The sequence below is a fragment of the Acidithrix sp. C25 genome, assembly GCF_904848545.2.
Window position 1 is genome coordinate 1,166,129 of sequence record NZ_CAJHCI020000001.1, and the last position, 12,946, is coordinate 1,179,074.

Sequence of the window (12,946 nt, forward strand, 5' to 3'; positions counted from 1 at the left end):
TCGCGCAGCTCTCTGGTATACCAGCATCCATTATCGCTCGCGATTTTTAGAATATAGGCGAAGTAGCGTTTCGGCAATCACTGAATTAGTTACTAAATTTGAATTTACCAAAGGATACTCAATCGCTGGGGTGAATCCTTCTAGCTCCAATGCCAATTGCTCATCGTTGACATCTTCAAAACCCATAGTCCAGTCGGGAAACATTCGTTCAGAGACTGCATGGTTTATGAGAAGTCGAAGATTGGTATGCCTTTTGTCCCTCTGGATAGCCCTATAGGTCACCTCAAGCTGAACTTCATTTCCCTCAATCAATTGGAGAAAACTCTGACTTGCGTACAAAAGCATTCCACTTAAACCCCTCTGTTTGTTGTTTTTCCTAGCAATCTCGAGCAGCGAAACTAACTCCTCTGGCGAAAGACCATGAGTTGCCTGACTACAGTAAATCAATCTATTCACGTTACCTCTTTGTCAACCTGACAACGGACCGCAAGCGCTTGGGCAAAAGTCCCAGCCTCGTGAGAAGCGGGCTAAAACTCACATAAAGTATTATCGATAGAGATATCTAAAGACTAAAGTCGGGACAGGACTAGTTGCTTGATTTGGCAAAGATAATCAATCAGATAATCAATTTAGAGCACCCCACTAATCGATCTTTCAGAACGACCACCCAACCGCCTATGCCTCGACACTAGCTAAACGAGCGACCCCGTCTAGATGAGCGATACTTCCAAGTATCTCCTTTCCTATATATAATACTGCACCTACGCTTGAATCAAAATCGCACAGAACTCTTGGGGCCAATCCTTCCTCCTTTTCAGCCTCCGAACTAGAATCCAAATCAATGAATCTGATCTAGCTTCAAGGTGGTCGCGCTTATTTTTGGAACAGGCCCCAATCCTTAGTACAAATACCAAGTGAGCTTTGGATTGCGTTCTTGGCTTGGCCGTTACAACTCCAAAAAGTCCACAAGCAATTGTCAAATAGCACTTCTAATGAATTGAAGGAGCACCATAGTTGAATCTTGATCATTGAAGTTCAAGTCGAGGCGAAGGGTCTTTCAATCACCATTATTGCCATTCTCGCCATGCTCAAAAAGGTCAGTTATTCTAGCCAAATCAGATATCGTCCCCGTCTAGATCTATAAAAAGAGGTGGTGGCTAGTCGCATGTCAACGTGATATTTTCATTGTGGTATTGCAATGTCAGCGGCAAATGGCTAAAGATGGAACTTCTGTCTTGAAGGTTTCGATGATGACCATCGACCACTTGAAACGGTTGAAAGCCAACGCCTATATAGCTATGGTTTCACGAGGGAAAATAATGATCTTTTGTGTTGTTCTTTGGGATCGTCATTTGCAAGCCCAAAGAACAACACAAAAAGTTCGGGAGATCACGAGTTGTCAATTGTCCTCAGCTCGAGATATGTCCGAATTAGCCAAACCAATATTCCGGGTCACAGCAAACCACGATATCATGAGTTCACGGCCAACTTACCATCGTCAAATAGGAAGAGGGTACGTTTTGGAGATTATGCCAAAAGACTCTGACCAAAGGCGACCCGAACTCAGGTTCTTGATGAAGCAAAGCTTGGCTTCGCTTCACCAAAACAACTATTGCATTGCCAAACCTCGATAGATGTAGTCGATTTCATCCAAGGGCCTCAACTGAACTAATTGGCCTCTCTGGACCCTTGGTGCTTTGATATTCACAATTGAAATTCAAAAGCACTCAAGGGCGGACTTTGAAAAGCCATGGCGGGCCAATAACGATCACATCGATTTATCCTTGAATATTCAGGGTTCACCCTTTAGTGAAACCACAACACCAATCCACTGACGGAAACAATGTGTACGAACCCCATAGCTCCATGAGAAGCAGAAAACGCATCTCAGCAGATTCTAGAGAGACCTTCTTGTGTAGTTGGCCAAATATCGGGGTCGTGACCAGGTACGATGGTCATATTATTTTTAACTGCTAACGACTTTAGCTTCCTAATCTGATCGATCGTCTCACCTGCATCTACATCGATAAAGCCACCGATTGCCAACTCTAATTCAAAGTTCTCCACCAAATCCCCAGCATCAAAAGCAAAGATGAATCCTTTTGATCCATTACTTTGGGGGTAATCGACCATAAAACTCTGATGCCCTGGTGTATGGCCAGGTGTTGAGATTGCATGTATCCCAGGTGCAATCTCAACATCCCCAGATATCACTGAATAGTTAAGTCTTGGATCGTCATAGTCAACTCGAGCTAAACCATGATTCTGAGCCTTCGTAATGTCCCCCAAGCCAAATTCCAACTCCTTGGATTGGATATAAATGGGAGTTTTGCTCCTTCCAAAGTGGCGCAAGCCACCGGCATGGTCGTTATGCAGATGACTTACACCAACGGCCAAAAGCCGATCGATCTCTAGTCCATGACGCTCAAGGGCATCCAGGAGAGGATCTAGTTCATAGGCCGGAAGAATAGGTTTTATCTCATAAAACTCTGAATGAAAACGGTCATAAAGAGCGCTGTCTTGGATCAAAGCCTTATTGAAGCCAGTGTCCAAAAGCACCCAACCGTCAATCGTCTCGATCAAAAGAGCTGGCACTGGCTCGATGAGCCTCTCCTTAGGATCACAACCATGAACAGACCAGGCCTTTGGTAACTCCTCCCATCCCAGGGTGAGCATTATTACTTGCTTTACAGCAGAAGAATGTCCAACCATTATCACCTACTTTAACCTAGGAAGGTGGCCCGAGCGCACCTGGCACGCCAAGGTATCACAGATTACTCGGGTAGCAATAAGAGAAGTGATATCTGCGTTGTCATAGGGAGGCGAGCACTCAACCACTTCGATTCCAGCGAGTTTTTTAGAGCCGATAATCTGAATCATCTTTAATACTTCTCGCGGTAGGAATCCTCCCGGCTCTGGCCAACCCGTCCCTGGCACAAAGGCTGCATCCAAACAGTCCACGTCGAAGGAGAGCCATACCGCCTCGGCGTCATCGAAGGCAACCTCTATTGCAGCCTCAGCCGCTTCTACTACCCCCATTTCCACACAATCATTTACCGTCATAATGGTGGTTTGACGCTCACGACCAACTGCTACGCCCGGTCTAGGTGCCTGCCACCCACCGATTCCGATCTGGACCAAATTCTTAGGTGGAACATTTGGGATATCTGTTGCATGAAACCATGGAGTGGTGTGCATGCGTTCGTCGAGATCGTACTCTTGAGTATCGACGTGACGATCAAAGTGAATGATCCCCAAATTGCCATCCAAATGCTCAGCCACCCCTCGCACCGTCGGGTATCCAATTGAATGATCGCCTCCAAGTACGACCGGGAGAGCTCCGCTGGCATAGACGTGTGAGACCGCCTTTGAGATCTGGTCAAAGCTCTTTTCGATGTTGGCTGGAATTGTAAAGATGTCGCCTAGGTCAGCAATGGTGATCGATTCTCTAAGGTCCACTCCAAGCTCAAAGCTATAGCTTCCATAGAGAGCAGAGATACGCCGGATTCCCTGAGGACCAAAGCGAGTACCAGGGCGGTAGGTGGTTCCAGAATCCAAAGGTGCGCCCAGGACAGCAACATCATATCGTCCGCATTCCCTAACATCTTCAAGATAAGGAGCCTTTAGGAAGGTGTTGATCCCAGCAAAGTGAGGTAATTCACCTCTAGAAAAGGTGGGAATAGACTTGTCACGCAAGCTATCTGCACCTTGAAGTCCAACTTCGAGAGCCCAGGCCTTTTCCTTCTCCCACATGGTAGTTGGAAGCTTCGCCTCGGCTTCGACCGCGAACTTTGCCTCCTTGCCATATCGAGGCTGGTAGTGGTCGTGATTATCATGTGAGTGGCTCATTTTAGATACCCTTTCTTATTGATTGTTATGTAGTTTTCCCATGACGAACCAGAGGGTGAAACCCTCGAATTCCGCCTGGGAGGGGGATTTGAAACTTTGGGGAGTTACCCTTGATTGGCACTAAGGCCAAGCAGTGGTTTCTTGGTTTTGACGTTAGCCATCTCAAGATGACGGAGCCGAGGATCGGCAAAGAGCTGAGCAAGGTCAACGATTGTGTTGATGATGACATATCCCACGCCAAGCACCAGCGTGACACCTGCTATAGCCGGGAAGTCTCCACTTGGAATCGACTGAGCGGTGTAATATCCAATCCCAGGCCATGCAAAGACGTCCTCGATGACCACCACGCCAGCAAACATTAGCCCCGCCTGCAAACCTGTCATAGATAGTGCTGGCCCCAATGAATTCCTTAGAGCATGGACAGTAAGGACCCGAACCCGCGAAAGACCCTTGGAGTTAGCCGTCTTCACAAAATCTAAGCTGATCGCTTCAATAAGTGATCCACGCAAGACCCTCCCGATTGAGACAGCTGGACCAATCGCAACTGAAAAACTCGGAAGAAGAAGGTACTTGAAGGCGTCGATCGTCACGCCAAAGTTGCCATTTAGTATGCCATCGATAGTGTAAAAGCCGGTTGGCCCACTTGGGGGATTGGCTATTCCAATACGACCAGTTGCTGGAAGGAGATTCAATTTGCCATAGAAGATCAAAAGTCCCCCAATGGCTAGAAGGAACTGCGGCGTAGATGCACCAGCAATCAGAATTGCACGCAAAACACCAGTACCCCTAAACTCTCCGGCAGAGAGCACTCCTAGTAGCAAACCCAATACAACCGCAAGTAACAGTGAATAAAAGGCTAGCTCCAAAGTTGCTGGGAGATAGGTCGCAAGATCAGAGGCAACTGGTCGCCTCGTCCTATAGGACATACCTAAATTTCCGTGAATCAATCCATAGAGATAGTTAAAATACTGGACAAAGACAGGATGATCAAGCCCTAATTTCACCTTTTCGGCAGCGATAGCACTTGGTGTCGCTCCCGCCCCCAACATCGCATGGACAGGATTGGAATGAGAGATACTCTGAAGGAAAAACAAGACTGCTGTCAATCCAAGAACGATGACTACTGCTGCGGCTATTCGCCTAAGTATAAATTTGATAAAGAAAAATGAACCTGACATTATTGTCCTCTTGAACCAAAATCTCTAAGGGCATCACCGGCGAAGTTGGAGATGATAGCCATTACAGCTATCGCCAGCGCCGGCATCACACAAACCCACCACTGTTGAAGAAGATATTGAAGGTTTCTAGCAGCCATCGCACCAAGCTCTGGCGACGGCGCTGGGGCTCCCAATCCTAAGAACGAAAGGCCCGATAGTGCAATCACCAGGTTGCCAACATCTAGAGAAGCCGTAACAATCACCGCTGGAACTACCCCTGGTAGGACATGACGAAGAGCTAATCTAAAATAACCAACACCAAAGGTTTTAGCCGCCTCTATGTGAGGGCGAGACATTATCGCTCGAGCCTCAGCACGCACTATTCGTGCATAGAACGGCCACCAGACAATGGCAACTGCGATCAAAGTGTGGAGCAGAGAAGCTCCCAAGGATGCGACGACCGCAATAGCCAAGACAGGTCCAGGAAAGGCTAAAAAGCCATCGGTGATACGCATAAGAATCGAATCGATCTTGGAGCCAGATACTCCAGCGATCATTCCAATGGTTCCGCCCAATAAGACTCCGAAGGAAATTACAGCGATCGCCGAGAGCCAGCTCGAACGCACACCATATAAAACTCTAGATAGAACATCACGTCCAACTGAATCAGTACCCAGAAGGTGAGCTGCGCCAAAGGGAACCATGAAGGGTTGATCTACAGGAACAAGCGGGTTATAGGGTGCTAATACCGGCGCCAGGAGAGCGACAAGAGTCACCGCAGCCAAAGCCAAAACTGCGATTTTATGTCGATCCCACCTAATAGATTGTATGGCACCGCGTTTCGATAAGGCGGGTGCAAGAGTTGTCACTTGGTACCTCCTTTGACTAGATGACAGGCAGCATATCGGTTCGATGAGATATAGGTAGCGACGGGCGTGGTAGTTCGACAGATCTCAATAGCATTGGGACAGCGATTAGCAAAGGCACAACCGACCGCACTGAGTTCATTGTCCACGCCCGAGATATCGGGCTGCCTACCTAGGGCTTCTTGGGGAGAGTTTCCTCTCCGCTCACCGGGAAGAGAGTCCAAAAGCATCCTTGTGTAGGGATGAAGCGGATTCGAACAGACCTCGTTCGAGTCGCCAGACTCAACCACCCGACCACCTAACATCACCATGATCCGACTAGAGACATAGCGTGCGACCGCTAGATCATGGGTGACAAAGACCATGGCCATCTCAAGAGATTCAGATAACGACAGAAGCAAATTTAGGGCGCCAGCAACCAAGGAGGCATCTAGTGCACTCGTTGGCTCGTCGCAAAGGAGCACCGAAGGCGGAGAGATAACGCATCGCGCGATGGCTACGCGCTGGCGTTGTCCTCCCGATAATGAGGCTGCCCTGGAGTTGAGCACTTGTGTACTCAGATCCACCTTTGCAGCCACATCTTCAACCTCTTTAGCTATCTCGGCCTTAGAAAGGGTCTTAGAGGAAAGGGCCTCCTTCAAAAGTTCTCGCACGCTAAGCCAAGGAGTCAAAGACGATCCGGAATCTTGAAAGACCATCTTTGGCATTGTGTCGTCGTGTCTTATTATCGTCCCAGAGGACTCTTTCTCAAGGCCCGCTAAAATCCTAAGAAAGGTTGACTTACCCGATCCGGATTCACCCACCAAACTCACAACTTCACCCTGATGAAGCGTAAGATCGACATTAGTTAGGACCTGACGAAACCCCGAGCGATTTGTGCGTGATTGAAAGCTCTTCTCAATAGCTATGGCCTCTAAGACCACCTTTTTATTCAAATCTAGATCGCTTCGTCGCTCCATGGTTTTAATCTCAACCGCAACGGCTTTTGGCGAAGGTGAAGGGTTATGGCAAGCAATGGTCCAATTATCTTGGACCATGCTCACCCCAGGGAACTCGACCAAACAGAGATCAAGGGCATTCTCGCACCTATTTACATAAGGACAGCCATCGCTGCTAAAGCCAGCAAATTGATCCTTAGGATTTGTTCGCAATCGCAAGCTTTGATCTTGATCCATTGTCAGTCGAGAGGCAATCAGCTCTTTTGTGTAGGGATGAGCCGGAAAAGAGAGGATCTCTTTGGTGGGACCTTTTTCTAGGACCCGTCCAGCCAATAGAACAACGACGGTATCAGCTATCTCTGCAGCTACGCCAAGGTCGTGTGTTACAAATAAAAAGCCTGTACCAAAGTCTGCTCGAAGCTGCTTAATCAAATAGAGAATCTGAGCCTGAACGCTCACATCAAGAGCAGTAGTTGGCTCATCCGCCACAATTAACGCTGGCTCCTTTGCCAAGGCCATAGCGATCATGACTCGTTGACGTTGTCCGCCCGAAAGCTCAAAAGGATACCTACCAAGAACAGATTCTGGCTCCTTTATGGCCACCTGCCTAAGGGCGAAAAGGGCACGATCTAACTCCTTGGTAACCTCTTTCATCTGGCTTGCAATCTTCATCGATGGGTTTAGCGAACTCATCGGGTCCTGAAAGATCGCACTTAGTGAGTGACGCCGTAACCCTTGAAGCTCCTTTTGGGAGATCGAGGTAATCTTAGAGCCAAGAATAGAGACCTCGCCTTCGATTCGAGGGCGTGAACTCTTAGGAAGAAGGCCTAAAAGTGTCATCCCCAACACTGACTTGCCTGATCCCGACTCCCCTACTAGTGCTACTATCTCTCCTTTTCCGATCTTTAGATCAACGTCTTTTAGGATATGGCTCTCTTGTCTTGCGCGCCTAAGCCATACGTTGAGACCGACGACGCTGGCGATCTCATTATTGCCTCGGGCGATTTGAATATCTGGTGGACTTACCAAAGTATCTTCCATCTCACATCTTCATTCGTCGTTAGATCTATGGGTGTAGATCAGCCAATACAAGCGTTCGGGGTACTGGAACTTGATGCACTAGACCCTTCATCCAAGTCGGTGCAACTACGGTATCTCCCCTATTGGCAATGGGATCCCAACAGCCCGAAGCAGCAAAGGCGGCACCGGCCTTAGCGTCAAAGCTTTGCGCCGTCGAAGCTGATGTTGTATAAAGGCCCTGATTGAGGTAGCTGGTTCCAGTTGGAACTGAACAATTTAGGTAGTTCAATCCACCGGTTGGCGTCATTACAATTCGCGCCCAGGTGTCTGGAGCTTGAGCATCTGGCCAGTTTGTCACAGCTAGAAGATCAGGAGCTCCAGCTGGGTTCCCAGCATATCCATACAGCGCTGTTGAGGTATAGCTTCGAACATTCACGTGAAGGCCAGCGGCCGCTAATTGCGTTTGGATCAAGGCAGCCATTTGAGCATCCGATGGAGATGGAGCATCATAACCTAGAGTTAGCGTCGTAGAAGCAGCACTACTCGGAAGTACTTTAGCCAAGGCCTTCGGATTGTAGGTCGGATTGTCGACCGCTAGGTTCGAGGGCAACTCTCCTACCGGGTAGATCTGTTTTGCAACACTTGCCCGTCCGGGATAGATGAACTTGACAATCTCCGCCCGATTGATCGCTTGGGCTAAGGCGTTGCGAACCACGGAGCTAGAGAGCAACTTCGAATTAGGGTTTACCCATAACATCGGCGTCTCAAGCGTTGGTACCGCATAGACGTGAAAAGACGGATCCGAGCGGAAACTTGCAATAGCTGAGGTGGAGAGGCCATGCAAAAGCATGGTGATTTTACCAGATCTAAGTTCTAGCTCTTGAGTTGAGATACTCGGAATGATCTTTATATTAATTGTCGTGTAGTAGGGTTTAGCTCCCCAATATTTAGGGTAGCTCTTTAGAACGTATTCCTGGCCTGGAGTTACAGATGAAATATAGTAAGGCCCCGTACCTGCGTCGTGGGTAGCCAACCATGTTTGAGCGTTATCTTTACCGGCGTGTTGACTAAGGACCGTTGGCGACTCCATCTTAGGACCATAAGCAGAAGCCAGGTAATCCAAAAATGCACTCTCGGGTTGCTTTAGGTGAACCACAGCAACATAAGGATTGGAGGTATCCACGCTGGCAACATCCGAGACCATGTAGGCAGGACCTTGATTTACCGCTTTCCTCCTAGCGAAGGAGGCAGCGACCGCGGTTGAGGTAAATGGAGTTCCATCGTGGAAGGTTACCCCTTTTACCAAATTGAAGGTGTAAGTTAGGCCATTTGGTGAAACAGTCCAAGAAGTTGCCAAGTCACCTACGATCTTCGCGCGTGTCGCAGGAGGGGTAAAGGTGAGATCGCCGGTATAGTTGACTGGTACTTGCTGGTATTGTACCAATCCCTCGTAGACCGAATTGGTGATAGCGAGACCTTGGCCTGCATAAAAGACGTCTGGATCTGGCGGTTGCGTATCAGCAGTAAATGCGAGATTTAAGGTCTTGGAGGTCGGTGATCCCACAGTAGCAGCCACTGCCGAAGAAGAAGAAGTGGAAGAGGCCGCAGAACCACAGGCCGCTAAGAAGATCGAGGCTACAGCCGCAAATATTGCACCTCTCTTGTAACCGCCCGTCTTGTAACCGCCCGTCTTGTAACTGCCTGATCTCGGGAACCTCGATCGAGGGTTCTCCTTTTGATTATCATTATCAATACCGCTTAGAGTAAAAGCTGCTTGGAATAATATAGGTTTGCTTGGCATAAACAAAGCTCCTTTTAAGTTTTAATTTATCCGTAGAAATAGCGCTCCCAGAGTTAATTAATCCGGAAGCTATTAGACCTCCCGGGCTTTTATCCCTCCGTGTAGCGGCACTATACCGCTCGCATCTCTCGGACCAAACCGGAAACCGTGGAACCCTAGACGCTTATAATTGTCAAATCTGACCTTATCACTCCCTATTAAGCCAACTTTACCCTTCCGTCCTAATCAGTTTTACAAAAGTACTTTGATACCACAGGTAGAGACGATCCAAATTAGATTGACCTCAAACAGCTGCACCTCGATAACTTCTTCAATGCAAATAATGTTAGATCGCTACTGGTCTAAACCGTATGCACATTCATGAACACGATGTTAAATCACCCGTTCCAATCGATGCATCTACGACTTGAAATGGTGTAATCTGAAATCACCCTGATGATGAAAGTTATATTTAGCTATTTTCTAGCCCTTACCTCATGATGCCACTTACTTAGAGTGACACCCAGCCAGGAGGCCAAGATCCCACCAGTGAGTTCGATTGGCGAACCCGCTCAACTGAAAAAAAGAATTTCAAATGATTGATCTAATTAGATAATCCAATTTCAATCAAAATCGATTCTTTGAGTTATACCTTGCTATCATTTGGTAATATCAAGCTATCCGCAATAGATCAAAGCACAAACAACACAAGTCAATCGAACTACGAAATGATATTACCCAATCCAAATGCCAATTAGCACCTATAACAGGCTAGAGAGTACATTTGAATTTGAATCTTTTTGAATGCAAATCTTCTAGGATATCCGTCACCAAGCATGGCAATAGACTTTCAAATGAGGTCAGCTATAGAAGCAATTTATGGAAAATTAAGCAAAATTAAATGGGCGAACGTAAATGGAGACGACCAGGATCTAGTCATTTAGCACTTCATCTTCTGCAACACTTAAAAGCAAAGCCAAGTTAGCCTCAGCGCAAAAAAGTAAGACCACCTGAAGGTACCTCGGACTAAAGGGCTAGCGATCCATAGGCTTACTAGCCCAGGAACTCAGACCAGGTTGGTCAATGGGCCAATACAAATTGGCCATTGCGCCTAGTCAGAGATAGCCAAACTTATGATTGGAATTTCCAAGGGCTGCAGTCGGACAATTTTGGTTGGTTGAGAACTGGTTAGATAGGTTGGAAAATGATCCTTTCAATGAAATAATATTAAACGATCTAGCCAGGTCGGATATCGCATATAGGCTCAGTATCTTTGTGTTCCACAAGCCAAGCAACGAAAATTCACTTGGGCGCTCGATAAATTCAAACTTCATCAATCCCAAAAAATACCATCGATGGAGGTTGACTTATTCGATATCACTGCTGTCTTTTTCCATTGGTGCCCCGTCAATGCGGCCACTGGTCGTCATGTCTTTGATTGGCCAACGCCATAGAGCTCCATGAACCAGAAGATAACCAATAAATCGAAGACGATACACTAAAAATCTCAAATAAAGAACGCCATCTTCCAGGCACAGTTGTCAACTGCACCCAAAACCCAAAAGTCTGTCGCTACTCTTACCCTTGAACCGATTCTTGATCTCCAAAACCCATCTTTTATTACACCACCGAGAAGATGTTGGCCTTTTGAGTTCGGTAGGGCGGTCAAGACTAGATGTAAGAACCTATTAAAAAGAAATATTCATAAGGGCAATAAATCGAGGCGATGTTGCTCTGTGGACTCTATATGTCGACAACAATTGCGGACCTATTGGAGTCAAACCACGCACTTCCCAGGTTGGCGACTATGACCATGACAAGAGCAGCCACTTCTACCATATCTAGCCTCTGCCCCAGGACCAAAAGACCAGCAAGTGCGGCAAAGACCGGCTCCAGACTCAGCAATATGCCAAAAGCACGAGATGTCACCCTTTTAAGGGCGTACATTTCTAAGGAGTACGGTAGAGCTGAAGAAAGTAGTGCCACCAAAAATCCAACCCAGAGGCTATCTAAGCTTAGAAGATGCCACCCGCCACGAACGATACCAAAGGGCAAGATCACGATCGTCGCTGCAACCATCGCAATCGATAGTCCGGTTGTACCTCTAAATCGCCGCCCTGAAGCAGAATTTAGAAGAATGTACCCAGCCCAACATAGGCCTGACAAAAGTGCATATCCGACACCGAGGAGGTTCAGGTGGCGAATCTCGCCGCCCAACAGCCCCCTACCTGCTAGAAGAGCTACACCAATACCCGCCAAAGCTGCCCATGCGAGATCCATCAACCGTCGAGACCCACCTATGGTAACTCCAAGGGGACCCACAAACTCTATCGTCACGGCTACGCCTAATGGAATACGAGCAATCGCCTCATAAAAGGTCAAATTCATAGCCCCTAGCACCACACCAAATGCTATTGCAACCCAAATATCTCGACCCCGCCCTTGCACCTTCGCAAGCTTGTCTCTATTAGGCAAATTCACGACCAACAAAGCAAGCGCTGCAAATCCAATTCGAAGAGATACCGCACCAGTGGGCCCTATGGAATGAAACAGACGAGTAGCGAATGCCGCACCAAATTGCGTAGAGATCGCACCGCCAGCCACCAAAAATCCGGCCTTCGAGGTATTGCCCGTTCTGAAATTACCCACTTATTAAATCCTTAGATGAAATGGCATTTCATTTCTACATTCGCCCAAGATTCACGCTAGTATGCTTGGTTTCTTGGCCATCCATGCCGATCAAGGTAATCCGATTCGATACCGTCGTAAAGCCAAGAGACAACTATTTCTCACAAAAAGTGATAAACGACATCACAACCACTTAGAGGTCGACTATCTGTACCTCAAGCGTCATTGACTAAAATCAACAGCACCCCAAAACCTACCAGGTAGTTAAGCGGCTACGGACCGTAAGAACATCTTTGGAACAAATTGGCGGAGTTGTTACCGTGGTTTCCGATCGTTACGACCGCTACGTCGATGGTGGAATTATAAAGAGGATCCACCAAGAAGATCTGTGTCAGGCTTCTGGAGGCATTCCAACAAAAAAGTACCAAAACGAAGGTGGTCAGTCGCCCCAAGATATTGCAAAACTCCTTCGCAGGGCACTTAGACCAACAGCAGCGGAAGAAGCAATATGGCACATCGTCGAGGCATTGATATGGAATTGGTTCATTGGAGGAACTGATGCACATGCAAAGAATTACTCGATCATGGTCCGCGGACAAGAAACTAGGTTTGCACCACTCTATGATGTGGCTTCAGGCCTTCCATACAGCGAGCATGAGTGAAAACTCCGCTTCGCAATGAAGATAGGAGGGTCATATCACGTTTGGA

9 protein-coding genes, 1 pseudogene and 1 riboswitch are annotated in these 12,946 nt (G+C 47.5%); of the genes and pseudogenes, 1 reads left to right on the top strand and 9 read right to left on the bottom strand.

The window, feature by feature from the left end; translation table 11 throughout:
* Window positions 1-30: 30 nt before the first annotated feature.
* The 9 genes from ACIDITHRIX25_RS91600 to ACIDITHRIX25_RS91640 form a co-directional block, all read right to left on the bottom strand.
* On the bottom strand, window positions 31-456 hold the full coding sequence (locus ACIDITHRIX25_RS91600) for a BLUF domain-containing protein (protein WP_201732750.1): 426 nt from the start codon (window positions 454-456) through the stop codon (window positions 31-33).
* Window positions 457-675: 219 nt separating this feature from the next.
* Window positions 676-801, bottom strand: coding sequence for a hypothetical protein (locus ACIDITHRIX25_RS91605; protein ID WP_268749160.1), 126 nt, complete (start codon window positions 799-801; stop codon window positions 676-678).
* A gap of 1,086 nt (window positions 802-1,887) precedes the next feature.
* Window positions 1,888-2,712 carry an N-acyl homoserine lactonase family protein gene (locus ACIDITHRIX25_RS91610; protein WP_201732751.1) on the bottom strand — a complete coding sequence of 275 codons (825 nt, stop codon included), beginning with the start codon at window positions 2,710-2,712 and terminating at the stop codon, window positions 1,888-1,890.
* A 6-nt stretch (window positions 2,713-2,718) separates the two neighbouring features.
* Complete coding sequence (locus ACIDITHRIX25_RS91615; RefSeq protein ID WP_052606452.1) at window positions 2,719-3,849, bottom strand: agmatinase family protein; 1,131 nt, start codon at window positions 3,847-3,849, stop codon at window positions 2,719-2,721.
* A 104-nt stretch (window positions 3,850-3,953) separates the two neighbouring features.
* On the bottom strand, window positions 3,954-5,027 hold the full coding sequence (locus tag ACIDITHRIX25_RS91620) for an ABC transporter permease (RefSeq protein ID WP_201732752.1): 1,074 nt from the start codon (window positions 5,025-5,027) through the stop codon (window positions 3,954-3,956).
* Entirely contained in the window at window positions 5,027-5,875 is an 849-nt protein-coding gene (locus tag ACIDITHRIX25_RS91625; protein WP_200891287.1) for an ABC transporter permease, read from the bottom strand. The genes ACIDITHRIX25_RS91620 and ACIDITHRIX25_RS91625 overlap by 1 nt, the downstream gene beginning before the upstream one ends.
* Window positions 5,872-7,851, bottom strand: a complete 1,980-nt coding sequence (locus ACIDITHRIX25_RS91630; RefSeq protein WP_201732753.1) for a dipeptide ABC transporter ATP-binding protein — start codon at window positions 7,849-7,851, stop codon at window positions 5,872-5,874. The genes ACIDITHRIX25_RS91625 and ACIDITHRIX25_RS91630 overlap by 4 nt, the downstream gene beginning before the upstream one ends.
* 25 nt (window positions 7,852-7,876) lie before the next feature.
* Window positions 7,877-9,631, bottom strand: a complete 1,755-nt coding sequence (locus tag ACIDITHRIX25_RS91635; RefSeq protein WP_201732754.1) for an ABC transporter substrate-binding protein — start codon at window positions 9,629-9,631, stop codon at window positions 7,877-7,879.
* Between the two features lie 76 nt (window positions 9,632-9,707).
* Window positions 9,708-9,801, bottom strand: a riboswitch (guanidine-I (ykkC/yxkD leader).
* Between the two features lie 1,552 nt (window positions 9,802-11,353).
* Window positions 11,354-12,259, bottom strand: a complete 906-nt coding sequence (locus tag ACIDITHRIX25_RS91640; protein ID WP_201732755.1) for an EamA family transporter — start codon at window positions 12,257-12,259, stop codon at window positions 11,354-11,356.
* Window positions 12,260-12,522: 263 nt separating this feature from the next.
* Between ACIDITHRIX25_RS91640 and ACIDITHRIX25_RS91645 the strand changes: the two are divergent.
* Window positions 12,523-12,900, top strand: a pseudogene (locus tag ACIDITHRIX25_RS91645) (HipA domain-containing protein); the annotation flags it as partial.
* Window positions 12,901-12,946 lie beyond the last annotated feature (46 nt).